At 68.9% G+C, this 19,014-nt stretch carries 15 protein-coding genes; 2 read left to right on the forward strand and 13 right to left on the reverse strand.

The genetic code is table 11. The features are described from left to right. Window positions 1-4 precede the first annotated feature (4 nt). Window positions 5-1,558, reverse strand: coding sequence for a glucose-6-phosphate isomerase (gene pgi / locus FFI97_RS25900; RefSeq protein ID WP_139700956.1), 1,554 nt, complete (start codon window positions 1,556-1,558; stop codon window positions 5-7). Window positions 1,559-1,560: 2 nt separating this feature from the next. Continuing rightward, complete coding sequence (tal, locus tag FFI97_RS25905; protein ID WP_139700955.1) at window positions 1,561-2,517, reverse strand: transaldolase; 957 nt, start codon at window positions 2,515-2,517, stop codon at window positions 1,561-1,563. A gap of 242 nt (window positions 2,518-2,759) precedes the next feature. Between tal and FFI97_RS25910 the strand changes: the two genes are divergently transcribed. Continuing rightward, on the forward strand, window positions 2,760-3,431 hold the full coding sequence (locus FFI97_RS25910) for a lipocalin family protein (protein WP_139700953.1): 672 nt from the start codon (window positions 2,760-2,762) through the stop codon (window positions 3,429-3,431). Here the strand turns inward: FFI97_RS25910 and FFI97_RS25915 are convergent. From FFI97_RS25915 to FFI97_RS25930, 4 genes are read right to left on the reverse strand one after another with little or no spacing between them, the layout of a single operon-like run. Then, the gene (locus tag FFI97_RS25915) at window positions 3,377-4,039 is read right to left on the reverse strand and encodes an HAD family hydrolase (protein WP_070059991.1); all 663 of its coding nucleotides are present in this window, start codon (window positions 4,037-4,039) and stop codon (window positions 3,377-3,379) included. The two genes, FFI97_RS25910 and FFI97_RS25915, sit on opposite strands and share 55 nt — an antisense overlap. 12 nt (window positions 4,040-4,051) lie before the next feature. Next, the gene (locus FFI97_RS25920) at window positions 4,052-5,092 is read right to left on the reverse strand and encodes an ABC transporter ATP-binding protein (protein ID WP_139700951.1); all 1,041 of its coding nucleotides are present in this window, start codon (window positions 5,090-5,092) and stop codon (window positions 4,052-4,054) included. Then, the gene (locus tag FFI97_RS25925) at window positions 5,089-7,362 is read right to left on the reverse strand and encodes an ABC transporter permease (protein WP_144004529.1); all 2,274 of its coding nucleotides are present in this window, start codon (window positions 7,360-7,362) and stop codon (window positions 5,089-5,091) included. Before FFI97_RS25925 ends, FFI97_RS25920 begins: the two co-directional genes overlap by 4 nt. Then, complete coding sequence (locus tag FFI97_RS25930; protein ID WP_062472650.1) at window positions 7,363-8,373, reverse strand: ABC transporter substrate-binding protein; 1,011 nt, start codon at window positions 8,371-8,373, stop codon at window positions 7,363-7,365. It abuts the gene before it with no gap. 143 nt (window positions 8,374-8,516) lie between these two features. Here FFI97_RS25930 and zwf point away from each other — a divergent pair, with 143 nt between their 5' ends. Then, the gene (gene zwf, locus FFI97_RS25935; RefSeq protein WP_062472648.1) at window positions 8,517-9,989 is read left to right on the forward strand and encodes a glucose-6-phosphate dehydrogenase; all 1,473 of its coding nucleotides are present in this window, start codon (window positions 8,517-8,519) and stop codon (window positions 9,987-9,989) included. A 22-nt stretch (window positions 9,990-10,011) separates the two neighbouring features. Here the strand turns inward: zwf and ygiD are convergent, their stop codons facing one another. From ygiD to FFI97_RS25970, 7 genes are all read right to left on the reverse strand, one after another. Continuing rightward, a complete protein-coding gene (gene ygiD, locus FFI97_RS25940) occupies window positions 10,012-10,917 on the reverse strand; it encodes a 4,5-DOPA dioxygenase extradiol (protein WP_139700949.1) in 906 nt (301 codons plus the stop codon). Window positions 10,918-11,017: 100 nt separating this feature from the next. Continuing rightward, window positions 11,018-12,979: a glycosyltransferase family 2 protein gene (locus tag FFI97_RS25945; protein ID WP_139700947.1), complete on the reverse strand. Its 1,962-nt coding sequence runs from the start codon at window positions 12,977-12,979 to the stop codon at window positions 11,018-11,020. After that, window positions 12,976-14,022, reverse strand: a complete 1,047-nt coding sequence (locus FFI97_RS25950; protein ID WP_139700945.1) for an ABC transporter ATP-binding protein — start codon at window positions 14,020-14,022, stop codon at window positions 12,976-12,978. Before FFI97_RS25950 ends, FFI97_RS25945 begins: the two co-directional genes overlap by 4 nt. After that, window positions 14,019-15,089, reverse strand: a complete 1,071-nt coding sequence (locus tag FFI97_RS25955; protein WP_139700943.1) for an ABC transporter ATP-binding protein — start codon at window positions 15,087-15,089, stop codon at window positions 14,019-14,021. Before FFI97_RS25955 ends, FFI97_RS25950 begins: the two co-directional genes overlap by 4 nt. Window positions 15,090-15,110: 21 nt before the next feature. Continuing rightward, window positions 15,111-16,022: an ABC transporter permease gene (locus tag FFI97_RS25960; protein WP_095948286.1), complete on the reverse strand. Its 912-nt coding sequence runs from the start codon at window positions 16,020-16,022 to the stop codon at window positions 15,111-15,113. A gap of 104 nt (window positions 16,023-16,126) precedes the next feature. Further along, the gene (locus FFI97_RS25965) at window positions 16,127-17,707 is read right to left on the reverse strand and encodes an ABC transporter substrate-binding protein (protein WP_070060000.1); all 1,581 of its coding nucleotides are present in this window, start codon (window positions 17,705-17,707) and stop codon (window positions 16,127-16,129) included. A 31-nt stretch (window positions 17,708-17,738) separates the two neighbouring features. Beyond that, on the reverse strand, window positions 17,739-19,013 hold the full coding sequence (locus FFI97_RS25970) for a M20 aminoacylase family protein (RefSeq protein ID WP_139700942.1): 1,275 nt from the start codon (window positions 19,011-19,013) through the stop codon (window positions 17,739-17,741). Between the last annotated feature and the right edge of the window lies 1 nt (window position 19,014).

Below are 19,014 nucleotides of genomic sequence, written 5' to 3' on the forward strand. Positions count from 1 at the left end.
GCCGTCAGGTGCTCAGCCGCTGCAGCAGGCCGGCCGTCGAGGCATCGAGCCCCGAGACATCGCCCGAGGCCAGGCGCGGTTCGATGTCGCGCGCCAGCACCTTGCCGAGCTCCACGCCCCACTGGTCGAAGCTGTTGATGCCCCACAGCGCGCCGCTGGTGAACACGCGGTGCTCGTACATCGCGAGGAAGGCGCCCAGCGCTTCGGGCGTGAGTTTCTCGAACACGAAGAAGGTGCTCGGCCGGTTGCCCGGGAAGTTCTTGTGGCCGCCCTCGTCGAGCTTGCCGACCATCAGCGCCTGCGCCTGCGCGAGCGCGTTGGCCAGCAGCTTGGGGTGGTGGCCGTCGAGGTCGTGCGAGGCGTCGCGCACCGCCATGAACTCGAGAGGGATCACGTCGGTGCCCTGGTGCAGCATCTGGAAGTAGGCGTGCTGGCCGTTGGTGCCGGGCTCGCCCCAGAGCACGGGCGAAGTGCCGAAGGCCAGCGGCGCGCCGCTCGCGTCGACCTGCTTGCCGTTGCTCTCCATCTCGAGCTGCTGCAGGTAGGCCGGCACGCGCTTCAGGGCGCTGTGGTACGGCGCGATGCTGCGGCTCGTGAAGCGGTGAAAGTTGCGGTACCAGACGTCGAGCAGGCCCAGGCGCACGGGCAGGTTCTGCTCGAGCGGCGCGGTTCGGAAGTGCTCGTCCATCGCGTGCGCGCCCGCCAGCAGCCGGCGAAAGCCGTCGGCGCCGATGGCCAGCGCGATCGGCAGGCCGATGGCCGACCACAGCGAGTAACGCCCGCCCACCCAGTCCCAGAAGCCGAAGGTGGTGTCGATGCCGAACTGCTTCGCGGCCTCGACGTTGGTGGTAAGTGCGGCGAAATGGCCGGCGATGTCGGTGCCGCCCGACTGCTCGTACCAGCGCTTGGCCGAGAGCGCGTTCGTCATCGTCTCGGCCGTGGTGAAGGTCTTGGAGGCGACCAGGAACAGCGTGTGCTCGGGCGCCAGGCCCTTGAGCACGCCCGCCAGTTCGTGGCCGTCGACGTTCGAGACGAAGTGAAAGCGCTTGCCCGGCGCCACGAACTCCGCGAGCGCCAGCACCGCCATTTGCGGGCCGAGGTCGGAGCCGCCGATGCCGATGTTGACCACGTCGGTGATCGTGTGGTCGCTGCGCACCTTCTCGGCGTAGGCCAGCATGGCGTCGAGCGTGGCGTGCACTTCGCGCAGCTCGTGGGCCGTCTGGCGGCCGGTGGCCGCGTCGGCCGGCGCGCGCAGCAGCGTGTGCAGCACGGCGCGGTCTTCGGTGTTGTTGATGTGCGCGCCCGCGAACATGGCGTCGCGGTGGGCTTCGAGGCCGCATTCGCGCGCCAGCGTGAACAGCAGCGCCTCGGTGCGCGCGTCGATGAGGTTCTTCGACAGGTCGGCGAAAACGTGCGGCGCCTCCTGGCTGAAGCGCGCGAAGCGCCCGGCGTCCTCCACGAAGGCATGGCGAAGGTCGAACTGGCGACCGGCCGTGTCGAAGCTGGACTGCAGTTGCGCCCAGGCCGGCGCGCGGTCACAGCGCAGGGTCATGGTCATGTTTACTTGCCGCTTTCCTGCATGAGCTTTTCGAGCTTCACGGCGTCAGCCGCGAAGGCGCGGATGCCCTCGGCGAGCTTCTCGGTGGCCATGGCGTCTTCGTTGAGCGCGAAGCGGAAGCCGGCTTCGTCGTAGTGCACCTTCTCGGCCGTGCCACTCGCGGCAGCCTTGGCGTCGAGCGCGTGCGTGAGCGGCTCGTTGCTCGCGGCCAGTTCGGCCAGCAGCTCGGGGCTGATGGTCAGCAGGTCGCAGCCGGCGAGCGCCTGGATCTGCCCCACGTTGCGGAAGCTCGCGCCCATGACCTCGGTCTTGATGCCCTGCTGCTTGTAGTAGTTGAAGATTTCACGCACCGACTTCACGCCGGGGTCGTTGGCGCCCGCGCTGGCGGCTTCGTCCCACTTCGCACCGGCCGACTTCTTGTACCAGTCGTAGATGCGGCCCACGAAGGGCGAGATGAGCTGCACGCCGGCCGCGCCGCAGGCCACGGCCTGCGCGAACGAGAACAGCAGCGTGAGGTTGGTGCGGATGCCCTTCTGCTCGAGCAGGCGCGCGGCCTCGATGCCTTCCCAGGTGGAGGCGACCTTGATCAGCAGGCGCTTCTCGGTGTCGATGCCTTCGGCCTTGTACAGCGCCACGATGCGCTCGCCGCGGGCCACGGTGGCGGCGGTGTCGAACGAGAGGCGTGCGTCGACTTCGGTGGACACGCGGCCCGGGATGATGGAGAGGATTTCGGTGCCGAAGCGCACCAGCAGGCGGTCGATGACCTCGTCGAGCGGCTTGCCGGCGTGGGCCTTCACGGTCGCGTCGAGCAGCGGCCGGTACTCGGCCTTCTGCACGGCCTTGAGGATCAGCGACGGGTTGGTGGTCGCGTCCTGCGGCTTGGAAATGCTGAGCTGCTTGAAGTCGCCGGTGTCGGCAACCACGGTGGTCCACTGGCGGAGTGCATCGAGTTGGTTCATGAAATCAATTATCCGGGGAGGGGTGTGACAAGTCCTGCACGCAGTTGCGCGGCGGTCGATGTTTTCATGCGAACCGTAGCACGGGTTTTCGCGAAGCTCCATCGGCCTGCAGCGCGAAGGGTTGTCGGCCGCCCTGCCCTACAGGGGCTGTGGTCCCCGGCTGACGGCAGCCGGCCGCGGCCCGGGGCACCCTGAACGGGACGCGGCATCCACGCCGAGAACGACTTTCCCCAGGAGCCCTCATGACCCCTCGCCCCCCACGCCCCGCGACCGCCGCAGGCCGCGCCTTCGACGACCGCCGCACCAGCCACGCGATCGGCACCATGGCCACCGCGTTCGTCGTGGGCGGCGTGGCCACCTGGTACGCGCTGGGCGCCGCACGCACGGCCCGTGCCCGGCCCGCCGGCCCGGCCGACGGTGCCCCGCTGATGCGCGCGCCGCTGCAGGTGGTGGCGCCGGTCGACCTGCACCGCTACGCCGGTGTCTGGCACGAACAGGCGCGGCTGCCCAACCGGTTCCAGAAACAGTGCGCCGGCCCGGTGAGCGCCGAGTACATCCCGCAGCCCGACGGCACCGTGCAGGTGCGCAACCGCTGCGTGCGCGACGACGGCAACTTCGACGAGGCCATCGGCAGTGCGCGCGTGGTGCCCGTGGCCGGCCAGCCCGGCGCGGGACGGCTGCAGGTGCGCTTCGCCCCCGCCTGGATGGGCTGGCTGCCGCTGGTGTGGGGCGACTACTGGATCCTGAAGCTCGACCGCGACTACCAGGTGGCGCTGGTCGGCACGCCCGACCGTGAGTACCTTTGGGTGCTGTCGCGCGCGCCGCGCCTCGAAGACGACGCGCTGCAGGCCGAGCTGGACTACGCCCGCAGCCTGGGGTTCGACACCGACAGGGTGGTGCTCACCGGCAGGTAGCGCTGCAGTTGCGCCGGCAGCTTGTCGGGCGCGGTGCAGTGGATGGCGTGCCAGCCGAAGGCGCGCGCCATCTCGACGTTGGCGGCCGAGTCGTCGATGAACACCGTCTGCTCGGGGTCGAGGCCGTGGCGCATGGCCAGCAGCTCGTAGATCTCGCGCTCGGGCTTGAGAAACTTCACGTCGCCCGAGAACACGCCGCCGTCGAAGCGGCGCATGAAGGCGTGCCGGCGCTCGAGGGCGCGGGCGAACGGCACGGGCATGTTCGACAGGTAGTACAGCCGCAGCGGCTCGCCGGCATCGCGCTGCACGAGCAGCTCTTCGAGCATCGCGACCGTGACGTCGATCGGCGCCAGCCGCTCCCCGAGCCCGTCGAGCATGGCGTGCAGCGACTCGGCGGGCAGCGCCAGCCGTGCCGACATGCGGGCGATGGCATCGTCCAGCGTGCGGGTGCCGCAGTCGAAGCCGGTCCAGTCGTCGTGATGGAAAAGGGCCCGGCCCAGGGCCGCGGCGGCGGCGTCAGTGGGGGCGTGAGAGGGGAGATGGGCCTGGACCAGCCGTGCCGGCTCCCAGGCGAACAGCACGGCGCCAAGATCGAAAACCACGTTCATGGCGCCATTGTTTCATGCGCCGGGCACCACGCTCACGCCATGGGTTCCGAGCGACAGGGTGGTCTGCGTGCCGGCCGCCAGCGGGCGCGACAGGTCGGTCGAGACCACGAAGACCGGCCCCAGCGGGGTGTCGAAGCCGTATTCGTAGAAGCTGCCCAGGTACGCCGACTTGCGCAGCGTGGCGGGCAGGCCGTCGAGCGCGCCGATGTCCCAGGCCTCGGGCCGCACCGCCACCTTCACCGTGCCGGGCGCCACCGCGTAGCGCGGCTGCAGCCGCAGCGGGCCGAGCGTGACGCTGCCGTCGGCCTGCGCCACGGCCGGGAACACCATCGCCTCGCCCATGAAGCCGGCGACGAACTCGCTCTCGGGCCGGCCGTAGAGCTGCTCGGGCGTGCCGCGCTGGGCGATCACGCCGTGGTCCATGACGATGATCTGGTCGCTCACGGCCAGCGCCTCGCTCTGGTCGTGCGTCACGTAGGCCACGGTGAGCTTCAGGCGCTGCTGCAATGAGCGGATTTCCTCGCGCATCTCGCGCCGCAGGCGGGCATCGAGATTGGACAGCGGCTCGTCGAACAGCAGCACCGCCGGTTCGAGCACCAGCGCGCGCGCCAGGGCCACGCGCTGCTGCTGGCCGCCCGACAGCTCGCTGGGCAGGCGCTCGTCGAAGCCGACGAGGCCCACGCCCCTGAGCGCCTCGCGCGCCCGCGCCGTGGCCTCGTCCCTCTTCACGCCGCTCATGCGCAGGCCGTAGCCCACGTTCTCGATCACGTTCATGTGCGGGAACAGCGCGTAGCTCTGGAACATCATGCTCACGTTGCGCTCGCCCGGCCCGAGCGTGGTGACGTCGCGCCCGCCCATGAAGATCGAGCCCGAGGTCGGCGATTCGAGCCCCGCGATCATGCGCAGCGTGGTCGTCTTGCCGCAGCCCGAGGGGCCGAGGATGGTGGTGAGCGTGCCCACGGGCACCTCGAAGCTGATGCCCTTGACGGCCATCGGGCCGTTCTTGTCCGTGCCGTAGCGCTTGGTGACGTTGCGGAATTCGATACCGTTCATACGGAGAGGCTTTCCATTTTGTGATGCCCTTGGTGATTGGGCGTGGCCCCGCGTCTTCCCAACTTGCGCTCTCCGACCACGAACTGCACCAGCGCAATGGCCAGCGACATCAGCACCATGAGCACCGTGCAGTAGGCGAGCGCGATGCCGTAGTCGCCATTGCCGACGCGGCCGATGATGTAGGTGGTGGCCAGTTCGTTCTCGGCCGTGACCAGGAAGATCACGGCGCTCACCGTCGTCATGGCGCGCACGAAGCTATAGACCAGCGCGGCCACCAGCGCCGGCTTGAGCAGCGGCAGCACCACCTTGAACAGCGTCTGCGAGGTGGACGCGCGCAGCATCAGTGAGGCCTCGTCGAGCGAGCGGTCGAGCTGCTTGAAGGCCGCCGTGCCGGCGCGCACGCCCACCGGCAGATTGCGGAACATGAAGCACAGCACGATGATGAGCCCGGTGCCCGTGAGCTCGAACGGCGGCACGTTGAAGGCCAGGATGTAGCTCACGCCGAGCACCGTGCCCGGGATCGCAAAGGCCAGCAGCGCGCCGAACTCGAAGGCGCCCTGCCCCTTGAACTCGTTGCGCGCCAGCAGCCAGGCGATCAGCAGGCCCAGCGCCGCGGTGATCGGCGCCGAGATGCCGGCCAGTTTCAGCGTGGTGATCAGCGAGTTCCACGCGGTGCCGGCCCACACCAGCCCGAACTGGCCCCACTCCAGCGCGAAGGCGCTCTTGAAGTGGTTGAGCGTGAAGCTGTAGTCGCGTCCCCAGGTCTGCACGAAGCCGCCCGCGAAGGCGAACAGGTAGACCACGCCGGTGAAGGCGATCCACGGCAGCGCGATGCACTGGATGGTGCGGCGCACGCCGTCGGGCAGCGCCATCGCGATGCCGGCGTCGCCCTTGCCGCTCACGGTCGTGTAGTTCTGCTTGCCGAGCAGGCCGCGCTGCAGCGCGAACACGCCGAGCGCGAACAGCGTGAGCACCCAGGCCAGCGACGCGGCGCGGCCCTGGTCGTACTGCGCGCCGACGATGGCAAAGAAGATGTCGGTCGACAGCACCGAGAACTGCCCGCCCACCACCACCGGGTTGCCGAAGTCGGCAATGCTCTCGATGAAGCCGACCAGGAAGGCGTTGGCCAGCCCGGGCTTGAGCAGCGGCAGCGTCACGGTGAAAAACGCGCGGCGCCGGTCGGCGCGCAGCATCTGCGCGGCCTCTTCCAGGCTCGGCGCGATGCCCTGCACCACGCCGCGCATGATCATGAAGGCGATGGGCGTGAAGGCGAACAGCTGCGCCACCAGCACGCCCGGCATGCCGTAGAACCAGCGCGTGGGCTCGATGCCGAACACGTTCTCCAGCACCTGGTTGACGATGCCCGCACGGCCGAACAGCAGGATCAGGCCCAGGCCGACCACGAACGGCGGCGTGATGATCGGCAGCAGCGCCAGCACGCGCAATGCGCCCTGCCCGCGCCGGCTGCCGCGCTCGGCCATCAGCGCCATCAGCGTGCCCAGGAAGGTGGTGCCGGCCGCGGTGAGCAGCGCCAGCACCAGCGTGTTCCAGGCCACGCCGCAGCGCACGCCGCCCGCCAGGCAACCCAGGCCCCAGATGCGCTCGGTGAACACGCGCGCCGCGAAGGCCGTGATCGACCACTGCCCGTCTTCGTTGAAGAAGGCGCCCGACAGCGCCCGGCTCACCGGGTAGGCGATGAACAGCGCCATCAGCACGCCGCAGCCGACCACCGAGGCAGAGACGAACAGATCGCCCTTGAACAGGCCGAGCCGCGCCATGCCGAAGGCCGCCAGCAGCACCAGCGCCGTGAGCGCCACGAAGCCGCCCGCGCCGATGCCGAACTGGTTGACCGCCAGTTCGCCGAACTGGGTGTTGAGTGCCGCGACGCTCCAGCCGCGCGCGCCGATGGTGAAGCCCGCCACGGCCAAGCCGATGGCGCCGATCGCGCCGCCCGCCAGCAGCCAGCGCCCCTGCGCCTTGCCGGCCGGCAAGGCCGCGCCGACGGCGCACAGCAGCAGCCCGGCCAGCCCGATGAAGAGCCAGCTGCGGCCCTGCGTCGCGGCCTGCATCAGGCCGTTGGCGCCCTCTGCCTGCCCGAAGACCTGCGGAACGGCTTCGTACCAGGTCGCATCCTGGATCGCATACCAGGGCAGCACGAGGTAGGCCGCCAGGCCCAGCGCGACCCAGGCCCAGATCCATCGCCGCGCGCGCCGGGCGGCGGCCAGGGACGCCGGGTTGGCCGGCGCGCCTTCGTTGGAACGCGCCTGCACTTAGCGCGGCAGCGAGTTGACGTCTTTTTCCCAGCGCGCGATCAGGCGGCGACGCTCGGCGCTGGCGCCGTACTTGGCGTAGTCGTAGTTGATGAACTTGATCTTCTTGAAATCAGGAATGCGCGGATCGAGCTTGGCGCTCGCATTGCTGGGCAGCTGGAACTGCTTGTTGGCGGCGCCCAGCTCCTGCGCGGCGGGCGTGAGCGCCCATTCGTAGAACTTCTTGGCCGCATCGAGGTTGCGCGCGCCCTTGATGACGCTCATGGAGCCGATCTCGGCGCCGGTGCCGTCGCTGGGCGTGATGGTTTCGACGGGGAAGCCCTGCATCTTCTCGCCGGGGCCGTCGTGCACGAAGCTGATGGAGATCGCGGTTTCGCCGCGCGCCACCGCCTTGATCGGGCCGGTGCCCGAGCGCGTGTACTGGCCCACGTTCTTGTGCAGCGCCTTGAGGTAGTCGAAGGCCTTGTCCTCGCCCATGAGCTGCACCAGCGTGGCGATCATGGTGTAGGCCGTGCCGCTCGATGCGGGGTTGGCCACCTGGATGTCGCCCTTGTACTCGGGCTTGAGCAGGTCGGCCCAGGTCTTGGGCACGGGCAGCTTCTTCTTGGCCAGCAGCTCGGGGTTGTAGCCGAAGCCCAGCGGGCCCGAGTAGATGCCCACGGTCTTGTAGCCCGACTGCTTGGCCTGCTGCTGGGCCCAGGGATGCAGCTGCGTGAGCGTGGGCGACTTGTATTCGAGCGTGAGCCCCTGCTCGGCCGCCTGCAGGTGCGGGTCGCCCGTGCCGCCGAACCAGACGTCGGTCTTGGGGTTGTCCTTCTCGGCGATGAGCTGGGCCAGCGCCTCGCCCGAACCCTTGAGCGCCATGTTGATGCGCACGCCCGTGGTGCGGGCGTAGACGGTGGAGATCACGTTGCACCACTCGGCCTGCACCGAGCAGATGACGTTGACGGTCTGCGCCGACGCGGCGGCCGACAGACCCAGCAGCGCGGCTGCCGTGAAAAGCTTCTTCATTGGTATTCCCCTGCCTCGGCAATAAAAAAAGGCCTCGCGGCCATGGGACAGCGTAGCTTTAGTACAGGTGTGCCGAATCGGTACAAGTACCATCGCGACTGGCACGTTGCCTGCTCGGCATTCAGACAAAGGAAAGTTTTCTCATGAGCTTCGATCTCGTTCTGTTCGGCGGTACTGGCGACCTTGCGTGGCGCAAGCTGATGCCCGCGCTGTTCCAGGCCTTCAGGCACGGCAGCCTGCCGCAGGACGGGCGCATCGTCGGCGTGGCACGCGACGACCTGTCGGACGACCAGTACCGCGAGCTGATCCAGTCGCGCTTCAGCGCCGTCGAAGGCGCCAAGCGCCCCTCCCCCGAGGAGTTCAAGAAGTTCGCGTCCATGCTGCACTACCTGCGCATGGACCTGTCCAAACCCGCCGACTACGCCAGCCTGGCCGACCTGCTCAAGCAGCGCGACGCCAAGACGGTCGTGATGTACGTGGCCACGGCGCCCGCGCTCTTCACGCAGGTGGTCGAGCAGATCGCCGCCGCCGGGCTCAACGGCCCGCGCACCCGCGTCGTGCTCGAGAAGCCGCTGGGCCACGACCTGGCCTCCAACCGCGCCATCAACGCCGCGGTGGGCAAGGTGCTCGAAGAGAAGCAGGTCTTTCGCATCGACCACTACCTGGGCAAGCCCTCGGTGCAGAACCTGTTCGCGATGCGCTTCGGCAATGCCCTGTTCGAGCCCATCTGGCGCCGCGAGCACATCGCCAACATCCAGATCACCATGGCCGAGGACCTGGGCGTGGAAAAGCGCGGCGCCTTCTACGACCAGACCGGCGCGCTGCGCGACATGGTGCAGAACCACGCGCTGCAGCTGCTGTGCGCCGTGGCCATGGAGCCGCCCATCAACGCGCACGCCGACGCCATCCGCGACGAAAAGCTCAAGGTGCTGCGCGCCCTCAAGCCCTGGACGCCCGAGAGCCTGGGCCTGCACGCGGTGCGCGGCCAGTACACGGCCGGCACGGCCTACGGCGAGCGGGTGCAGGGCTACCGCGACGAGCCGGGCGTGAACCCCGACAGCCGCACCGAAACCTTCGTGGCGCTACGCACTGAAATCGCCAACTGGCGCTGGGCCGGCGTGCCCTTCTACATCCGCACCGGCAAGCGGCTGGCCTCGCGCGACGCACGCATCGAGGTCAACTTCCGCCCCACGCCGCACGCCATCTACCGCGCACCCGCAGGCAACGTGAACAAGCTGGTGATCAACCTGCAACCGAAAGACGGCCTGGAACTGCACATGCTCGCGCAGGCGCAGGACAACCGCCAGCGCGGCGGCAACGGCCACGCCAGCGCCGCGCAACTGGCGCCGGTGCAGCTCGACCTCGACTTCGACAAGCGCTTCGGCGCCGAGCGCGTGGGTGCCTACGAACGCCTGCTGCTAGACGTGATCGACGGGCGCCTCAACCTGTTCGTGCGCAGCGACGAGCAGGAAGAAGCCTGGCGCTGGGTCGAGCCGCTCATCGACTCCTGGGAGTCCGACGGCGGTCCGCGCCCCTATGCGGCCGGCACCTGGGGCCCCAGCGCGTCGAGCGCCATGATCGCGCGCGACGGCTTCGCCTGGGGCGAGGAGCAGTAAAGCCGCCGAATGCGCCGCGCCTTCAGCCGAACTGAAGGCAGCGCATGCTGAGCGTGCCCGACTGGAAGCCTTCGTAGACCGTCTTCGCACGCTCGCCCGGCGCCGCAGCGCCCAGGGCATACAGGAAGGGAAAGTAGTGGTCCGGCGTGGCCACGGCGGTCGACGCCCCTTCGAGTTTTTCGTAGCCGATCAGCGCGCGGTCGTCCCGGCCGGCCAACGCGGCCTTGACCGCCTCGTCGAACGACTGCGCCCACGGGCGGCTCGCCTTGAGCCCATCGGGCGTGCCACGGTCGGTGGCGCGCAGGTTGTGCACCACGTTGCCGCTGCCCATCACGAGCACGCCCTGGTCGCGCAAGGCCGCCAGGTCGCGCCCCACCGCATGGTGGAACGCCGCCGGCTTGTCGTAGTCGATGCTGAGCTGGAAGACCGGCACGTCGGCCTTCGGGTACAGGTGCTTCAGCACGGTCCAGGTGCCGTGGTCCAGCCCCCACTGCTCGGTGGCGATCACCGGCGCCTGCTTGACAGCGCCGATCGTTTCGCGCGCCAGTGCGGGATGACCGGCCGCGGGGTACTCGATGTCGAACAGCGCCTGCGGAAAGCCGCCGAAGTCGTGGATCGTCTTGGGCCGCGTCTGCACCGTGACCCCCGTCGCGCCCCGGCTGAGCCAGTGCGCCGACACGCTGAGGATCGCCGTGGGGCGCGGCAGCTCGCGGCCCCAGGCGGCGAGGCGGCGTGTGAAGGCGTTGTCCGCCAGCGCATTCATCGGCGAGCCGTGGCCGATGAAGATGACCGGCATGCGGCGCGCCGGTGCTGCGCCGGCCGCGTGCGCGATCTCGGTCATCGACGCGAGCGCGGCGGTCGCGCCCAGCGCCGAGCCCATGAGAAAGCCACGGCGGCCGAGCAGGCGGGTCATCGGGGTGGAGGTCATCGTGTCAGGGGTGTGGATTCGGGGCCAACCCGGGACTGTGCAGCAAAGTGGGAGCTGGGACAGTGCGTTTACGCACACCGCCCGGCGCAAGGGCCATGGTTCACGGCACGAATGCACGCAGGCGCTCGCCCAGCGGCGCCAGGAAATCGCGCAGCAAGGGCTCGCGCATCAGCGTGTCCAAGTAGCCCGGGGCCAGTCGACCGTTCTCCGCATACACCGCCAACACGCGCAGGCTCTCGCCGCGCAGCGCCGTGGTCGCGTGGACGTTGCCCTGCCGCTCGCAGGCACTCGCCATGTCGCGCAGCAGCGCCGTGGCATCGTCGGCATCGGGCGCCCACTGCTGGCCGTAGAGCCGGGCCAGCCGCAGGGCATCGGCGGACGGCATGTCGGGGAAGACCAGCGGCAGGAGGCGTTCGCGCACACGGGTCAGCGCCGTCACATCGGTTTCCGTGAGGCCCGCGGCGTGGCGGCGCGTCAGGTGGCTCAGGTTCATGCCGAGGTTGGCGAGCCGCACACCGCCGCGCACCAGTTCCAGCAGCAGGCCGAGCCATGCGAACCGGCCGAGCGTGGCGTCGAAGCCGAGCCCGCGTTGCTGGATGCGCGGCAGCGACAGCATCAGGCCGCCCATCAGCAGCGGTTGTTCGTGCGGCAGATGCGCCAGCAACGCGGCCAGGATCTGGTCGTGCATCTCCGGCAGGCGCTGCATCGGTGGTTCCGCGTCGCCATCGCGGGCGAACCAGGCACCGACCGCGCCGATCTCCGGCGACGCGCGCAGGAACGCGGACTGCACCTGCAGGCGCTCGGGCGCACAGCGCACGGTCGGTGCCCACAGCGCCAGCGCGTCGCCGCGCGCCTGCATCAACCCCCATTGCGCGGCCGCCGCCCAGCCCATCGGGACGGGCGCCTGCAACAGCAGCAGCCCGGCCAGACGCGGATCGGCGGCCATGCGCGCGCGAACCACGGCGACGGTGGCGTCGGTGGAGCCGTCGTCCACCACGATGATCTGGTGCGGTGCGAGGCTCTGCTCGGCGATCGATGCCAAAGCCTCCGCGATGTTCGCCTCGTCGTCGCGAGTCACCATCAGGACGGACACGTGCGAGGCAAGCTCAGCCGTATTCCGTGCCTGCTGCCCCACCCATCGCTGCCGGGCCGCCGCAAGGTAGCGCTGCATCGCCCCCGCCAGCACCTCATGCTGGGACGGCAAGGATTGCAACGCCCGCGGCCCGGCGATTTCCAGCGCGCGCCGCCGCGGCGCATCGGCCACCAGCGCGCGCACGCGGTCGACCAGCTCGTCCTTCGTGCACCCTTCGACCGCATCGCGCAGCACCTGCGGAATCTCGGAATGCGGATACAGCTCCGACACCACGGCCTTGCGATGCCGCAGCAGGATCGACAGGCGCGGCAGCTCCACCGTGCTGGAGTGGTCGGCCTTGCGCATGTTCAGCCCGACCTTGGCGCGCGGCAGCAAGGCGTCACGCTGCGCCGGCGTCCAGGCGGTGCCGAAGGGATAGGCCACCCGCAGCCCCGCGGCCGTCAGCGCCTCCAGCACCTGCAGCCGCCGGGGCGTCGTCTCGCCGAAGAAGATGACGTCGATGTCCTGCTGCGCGTCGTCCAGCACCGCGGACGCCGGCAGCAGCGGCGTGGCCATCGGCTCGAAGCCCGGACCCACGTAGTCCGACCGGTAGATGCCCAGCGCCGGGTGGTGTACCATGTTCTCGAGGCTGTACTCCCACACGTGAGCGCGCTGCAGCAGCCGTTGGTAGCCGGGCATCTGTGCGAGCAACGCGGGCAGGGCCGGCTCGAAGTTGACGACGATCGCGTTCGGCGGCAGCTCGTCGTCCGAGGGCAGGCTCAGGCCCATCGCGAAGAAGAAGAGGTTGATGTCGTCGTTGTCGACACCCGGGCCCGGCGCGATGCTCGTGGTGTAGCCGAGGCGTTCGCAGGCGAGGCGAAAGCCCTCCATCACCTCCCGCACGTTCTCGTTGCCCAGCGAGCAGAAGCGCAGGTGCGGCCGGTACGGAAAGTCCGCCGGCCAGCCCTGCGGGCTGCCGCCTTCACTCACAAACGGCCTTCCTCCACCGCATGGCAGGCCACCTGCACGCCCTTGAGACTCAACAGCGACGGCCGCTCCGTCGAACACCGCGCATTCGCATGCGGGCAGCGCGGATGAAAAGCACAACCGGTCGGCGGGTTCAGCGGGTTCGGCACTTCGCCCTGCACCGGCGTACGCGCGCGACCGGTGTGCTTCATCTGCGGGATCGCGTCGAGCAGCATGCGGGTGTACGGATGCTGCGGCTCGGCAAAGAGCTTCTGCTTGTCGGCCACCTCGACCAGCCGGCCCAGGTACATCACGCCGACCTGGTCGGCCACGTGACGCACCACCGCGAGGTTGTGCGAGATGAAGAGGTAGGTCAGGCCCTGCTCGCGCTGCAGGTCCTTCATGATGTTGAGCACCTGCGCCTGCACGCTCACGTCGAGCGCCGAGGTGGGCTCGTCGCACACGAGGAACTCGGGCTGCGTGGCGAGCGCGCGCGCGATGGAGATGCGCTGGCGCTGGCCGCCCGAGAACTGGTGCGGGTACTTGCTCATGTCCAGCGGCGAGAGGCCGACCGACTGCAGCAGCTCGCCCACGCGCTGGCGCAGCGCGTCCTTGTCGCTCAGGATGCCGTGCTCGCGCAGCGGCTCGCCGATGATGTCCTCGACGATCCAGCGCGGGTTGAGGCTCGCGTAGGGGTCCTGGAAGATCATCTGGATGCGGCGGCGCAGCTGCCGGCCTTCGGGCGTCTTGAACGCGGCGTGCGCGTCCTGCCCGTCGAACTGCAGGCCGCCGCGCGTGGGCGCATACAGGCCCACCAGCAGGCGCGCCACGGTGCTCTTGCCGCAGCCCGATTCGCCGACCAGCGCGAGCGTCTTGCCGCGCTCGATGGAAAAGCTCACGCCGTCGACCGCATGCAGCAGCACGCGCGGCTTGCGTTCGAGCACGCGGTTGAGCCAGGGCGGCGAGACGTCGAAGGTGCGCGCGAGGTCGTGCGCGACCACAAGCGGCTCACCGGTCTTGGTCTTTGCCGCTGCGGCGTCCTTGCGGGGTTCGATCACGGCGCTCATCGGGTCACCTCTGCCAGGGGTTCGGCCGCCTCGGGCGTGGCGCGCTCGCCGGCCGCCAGGGCGTCGTGGTGCTGCGCGGCGATCTCGGCTTGGCCCGCGTGCGGGTCGGTGGCGTCGTGCAGCCAGCAGGAGGCGCGCGTGGCGCCCGCGTGCATCAGCTCGGGCCGTTCGGTCAGGCAACGTGCGAAGGTGCGCGGGCAGCGCGGGTTGTAGGCGCAGCCGGTGGGGATGGCATTGAGCCGCGGCATGGCGCCGTCGATCTGGTTGAGCCGTTCGCGGTCGCTCGTCATGTCGGGGATCGACGCCATCAGGCCCGAGGTGTAGGGGTGCGCGGGCCGGTGGATCACCTCGTGCACCGGGCCGATCTCGGCGATGCGGCCCGCATACATCACGGCCACGCGGTCGCAGGTTTCGGCGATCACGCCCATGTCGTGCGTGATGAGCATCACCGCCGCGCCGCGTTCCTTGCAGACCTGCTTGAGCAGCTGGATGATCTGCGCCTGGATCGACACGTCGAGCGCGGTGGTCGGCTCGTCGGCCACGATGAGCTTGGGCTCGGCCGCGAGCGCCAGGGCAATCACCACGCGCTGGCGCATGCCGCCCGAGAACTGGTGCGGGAAGTGGTCGATGCGCTGTTCGGCGGCGGGAATGCCGGTGTCCTGCAGCAGGCCGATGGCGCGCTTGCGCGCTTCCGATTCGGTCACGGGCAAGTGGGTGCGGATGGTCTCGATGAGCTGGCGGCCCACCGTGTACAGCGGGTTCAGCGAGGTCAGCGGATCTTGGAAGATCGCGCCGATCTTGCGGCCGCGGATGGGGCGCATCGCATCGAAACCGAGGTTGTCGATGCGCTGGCCCTCGAGCAGGATCTCGCCGCTGGCCACGCGGCCCGGCGGTTCGAGCAGGCCGATGATGGCCGCGCCGGTGAGCGACTTGCCCGCACCCGACTCACCCACCACGCCGAGGATTTCCCCGGGCGCGATGTCGAAGGAAATGCGGTCGAGCGCGCGCAGCGTGCCGCGGCGGTTCGGAAATTCGACGACGAGGTCTTTGACCTGGAGCAGCGTCATGGGGGCGTTCTCCTTTTCTGTTCAGCGCAAGCGCGGATTGAGCGCGTCGCGCAGCCAGTCGCCGAGCAGGTTCACGCTGAGGGCGATGAGCACCAGCATCAGGCCCGGGAACACCGTGATCCACCATTCACCCGAGAACAGGTACTGGTTGCCAATGCTGATGAGCGTGCCCAGCGAAGGCGAGGTCGGCGGCACGCCGACGCCCAGGAACGAGAGCGTGGCCTCGGTGATGATCGCGGTCGCGACCTGGATGGTGGCCAGCACCATCACCGGCCCCATCACGTTGGGCAGCACGTGGCGCAGCATGATGCGCAGCGGCGCCACGCCAGTGACGCGCGCGGCCTGCACGTATTCCTTGTTGCGCTCCACCAGCGTGGAGCCGCGCACGGTGCGCGCGTACTGCACCCAGCCCGTGAGCGAGATCGAGATGATCAGCACGCCGAAGGCCAGCGACTCGTGCGCGCCCGGAAAGAGCGCGCGGCCGACGCCGGCGATGAGCAGCGCCACGAGGATCGGCGGGAACGACAGCATCACGTCGCACACGCGCATGAGGAAGGAGTCGAGCCAGCCGCCGAAGAAGCCGGCCAGCAGGCCGAGCACCACGCCGACGACCACCGACAGCACCACCGACACCACGCCGACGATCAGCGAGATGCGCGCGCCGTAGATCACGGCCGAAAGAATGTCGCGGCCCTGGTCGTCGGTGCCGAGGATGTATTTGGTGGAGCCTTCGGCGCTCCACGCCGGTGGCAGGCGGGCGTCACCAAGTTCGAGGGTGGCGAGGTCGAAAGGGTTGTGCGGCGACACCCATCCGGCGAACACCGAACAGAAGACGCACACCAGCGCAATGACGGCGGCGGCGATCGCCACCGGCGAGGTGCGGAAGCTGTAGCCGACATCGCTGTCGAGCCAGCGAGCAAGGGTTTTTTTCATCGCCGGGCCGCGTGGGGGTTATTTTTCATCGTGAGGCAAAAAAGAATGGGCCCGCAAGAAGCGGGCCCATGGTCGGGCCGCTCAGGCAGCGGCCCACGGTCGACTTACTTGATGCTCATCCACTTGAAGTACATGAAGTTGTCGGCCAGTTGCACCAGCTCGACCTTCTTGCTCACGCCCCAGGCCAGCGACTGCTGATGCAGCGGCAGGTGGCCGATGTCGTCGGTGTGGACCTTGAAGGCTTCCTTGATCATCTCGTTGCGCTTGGCCTTGTCCGACTCGGACTGGATCTTCTTGGTCAGCTCGTCCAGCTTCGGGTTGCAGTAGGCGCCCAGGTTGAACTGGCCCGTGCCCTTGTCGTCGGGGCACGAGGTGAGCGAGCTCAGCGCGTTGTGCGAGTCGTAAGTGGTCGGGGTCCAGCCCAGCATGTAGAAGCTGGTGTCGCGGCGCAGGATCTTCGGGAAGTAGGTGCCCTTGGTCTCGGCCACGAGGTTGATCTTGACGCCGATCTTGGCCAGGTTGGCGGCCACGCTCTGACAGATCTGGCCGTCGTTGACGTAGCGGTCGTTCGGGCAGTTCATCGAGACTTCGAAGCCGTTGGGGTAGCCGGCTTCGGTCAGCAGCTTCTTGGCGGCATCGACGTCGAAAGGCAAGCGTTTGTCCTGGTCGGCGGTCCAGCCGTTGATGCCCGGGCCGACGAGCAGCGCGGTGGGCTTGGAGGCGCCGCGCATCACGGTGCGCTGGATGCCGGCGATGTCGATGGCCTGGTAGAAGGCCTGGCGCACGCGCTTGTCCTTGAAGGGGTTCTTGCCCTTCACGTTCGAGTACTGCAGCTCGTCGCGCTTCTGGTCCATGCCCAGGAAGATGGTGCGCATCTCGGGGCCGGTGATGACGCGGGCGTTGGGCGCGGCGTTGATGCGCGCGATGTCCTGCACGGGCACGGGCTCCATCACGTCGACTTCGCCGGAGACCAGCGCGGCCACGCGGGTCGCGGGGTTGGCGATGGGCGTGAACACGATCTCCTGCGCGTTGCCGTCGATCTTGCCCCAGTAGGTACCGTTGCGCGTGAACACCGTGCGCACGTTGGGCTGGCGCTCGCGCACGCGGAACGGGCCGGTGCCGTTGGCCTTGAACGAGGCGGTGTTCTCGATGCCCTTGCGGCGGTCGACGGGCTTGGTGGCCTGGTTTTCCTCGCACCACTTCTTGCTCATGATCATGGTGAGCGAGATCACGTCGGGCAGGATCGGGAACGGGCCGTTGGTTTCGATTTCGACGGCGAGGTCGCCGACCTTGCGCACGGCCTTGATCTCGCTGAGCGTGGCCTTCATGTCGGAGCCGTCGCCCTGCGCACGCGCGAAGCTGAACACGACGTCGTCGGCGCTGAACGGCGTGCCGTCATGGAACACCACGCCCTTGCGCAGTTCGAAGCGCCACACGTTCGGCGAGGTCTGCTTCCAGCTCGTGGCCAGCAGCGGTGCCAGGCTCAGGTCCTTGTTGCGGCCCACGAGAGTTTCATAGACGTTGGCGGTGACGCTCAGCTGCAGCGACTCGTTGAGCGAGTGCGGGTCGAGCGACAGGGCATCGCCCTGGTTCGCGATGCGGATGGTCTGCGCGCTGGCGACCATGCTGACGGCGCCCAGGGCGCACAGGACAGCGACCGCAGCCGCTTGCTTCTTGAAACTCATGGGAACACTCCTCGGGTTGAAATCGGACACATCACGGCGCCGCGGTGGCGGCGGCTTTCCCTGGCTGCGTGCTGCGGGTAGCAGCAAGCGGCATGCCCTGCTCGATCAGGCCCGCATGCAATGCGGCGCCCAGCGGCAGGATCTCGTCGTTGAAGTCGTAGCGGCTGTTGTGCAGGAAGGCGCCGCTGCGGGCGTCCTGGCCGATGCGCAGATAGGCACCGGCCTTCTTCTGCAGCATGAAGGAAAAATCTTCGGCGCCCATGCTGGGCTCCATGTTGCGGTCGACGTTCTTCGCACCGACCAGCGATTCGGCCACGTCGGCCGCGAACATCGCTTCGGGCGCGGTGTTGATGGTGGCCGGGTAGATGCGTTCGTACTTGATCGTCGCGGTCGCGCCAAAGCCGGTGGCAATGGCCGTGCACAGCTCGCTCAGTCGCTGCTCGACCTGCGCCTGCACGCGTGCGCTGAAGGTGCGCACGGTGCCGACCAGCGTGGCCTCGCCCGGGATCACGCTCATCGCGCCGAGGTCGCCGGCCTGCACGGCGCAGATGCTGACGACGGCCGCGTCGATGGGGCGCACGCTGCGCGACACGATGGTCTGCGCCGCGGTGATGATGTGCGCAGCCACCACGACGGGGTCGATGGTCTGGTAGGCATGCGCGCCGTGGCCGCCCTTGCCCTTGATCTCGATCGTCACGCGATCGGCCGCGGCCATCATCGCGCCGCGGTTGATGCCGACGGTGCCGGCCGGCATCGCGGGCCAGTTGTGCATCGCATAGACAGCGTTCACCGGGAAGCGGTCGAACAGGCCGTCTTCGATCATCACGCGCGCACCGGCCAAGCCTTCTTCGCCGGGCTGGAAGATCAGCACGGCGGTGCCGTCGAAGTCGCGCGTCTCGGCCAGGTAGCGCGCGGCGCCGACGAGCATGGCGGTGTGGCCGTCGTGGCCGCAGCCGTGCATCAGACCGTCGTTGGCAGAGCGCCAGCCGAAGTCGTTGTCCTCGCGCATGGGCAGCGCGTCCATGTCGGCACGCAGGCCGATCATGCGGCCGCTGGCGGTCGACTTGCCGCGGATGACACCGACGACACCGGTCTTGCCGATGCCCTCGTGGATCTCGTCCACGCCACAGGCGCGCAGCGCCTCGCGCACGCGGCCCGCCGTGTAGACCTCTTCGAAGCCGAGCTCGGGGTGGGCATGCAGGTCGCGGCGAAAGGCCGTGATCTCGGGGTAGAAGCTGGCGATGTGCGCGAAGGCCCGGCCGGAGGCCTGCAGGCGCGGCGTTGCGGCAGCGGTTGCGACACTCACC

It is taken from the genome of Variovorax sp. KBS0712, assembly GCF_006323185.2.
Taxonomy (GTDB): Bacteria; Pseudomonadota; Gammaproteobacteria; order Burkholderiales; family Burkholderiaceae_C; genus Variovorax; species Variovorax boronicumulans.

What these genes read in the sequence shown, in the direction of transcription:
- pgi (WP_139700956.1), bottom strand. Translation starts at nt 1,558, where the DNA reads ATGACCATGACCCTGCGCTGTGACCGCGCGCCGGCCTGGGCGCAACTG.
- tal (WP_139700955.1), bottom strand. Translation starts at nt 2,517, where the DNA reads ATGAACCAACTCGATGCACTCCGCCAGTGGACCACCGTGGTTGCCGAC.
- FFI97_RS25910 (WP_139700953.1), top strand. Translation starts at nt 2,760, where the DNA reads ATGACCCCTCGCCCCCCACGCCCCGCGACCGCCGCAGGCCGCGCCTTC.
- FFI97_RS25915 (WP_070059991.1), bottom strand. Translation starts at nt 4,039, where the DNA reads ATGAACGTGGTTTTCGATCTTGGCGCCGTGCTGTTCGCCTGGGAGCCG.
- FFI97_RS25920 (WP_139700951.1), bottom strand. Translation starts at nt 5,092, where the DNA reads ATGAACGGTATCGAATTCCGCAACGTCACCAAGCGCTACGGCACGGAC.
- FFI97_RS25930 (WP_062472650.1), bottom strand. Translation starts at nt 8,373, where the DNA reads ATGAAGAAGCTTTTCACGGCAGCCGCGCTGCTGGGTCTGTCGGCCGCC.
- zwf (WP_062472648.1), top strand. Translation starts at nt 8,517, where the DNA reads ATGAGCTTCGATCTCGTTCTGTTCGGCGGTACTGGCGACCTTGCGTGG.
- ygiD (WP_139700949.1), bottom strand. Translation starts at nt 10,917, where the DNA reads ATGACCTCCACCCCGATGACCCGCCTGCTCGGCCGCCGTGGCTTTCTC.
- FFI97_RS25950 (WP_139700945.1), bottom strand. Translation starts at nt 14,022, where the DNA reads ATGAGCGCCGTGATCGAACCCCGCAAGGACGCCGCAGCGGCAAAGACC.
- FFI97_RS25955 (WP_139700943.1), bottom strand. Translation starts at nt 15,089, where the DNA reads ATGACGCTGCTCCAGGTCAAAGACCTCGTCGTCGAATTTCCGAACCGC.
- FFI97_RS25960 (WP_095948286.1), bottom strand. Translation starts at nt 16,022, where the DNA reads ATGAAAAAAACCCTTGCTCGCTGGCTCGACAGCGATGTCGGCTACAGC.
- FFI97_RS25965 (WP_070060000.1), bottom strand. Translation starts at nt 17,707, where the DNA reads ATGAGTTTCAAGAAGCAAGCGGCTGCGGTCGCTGTCCTGTGCGCCCTG.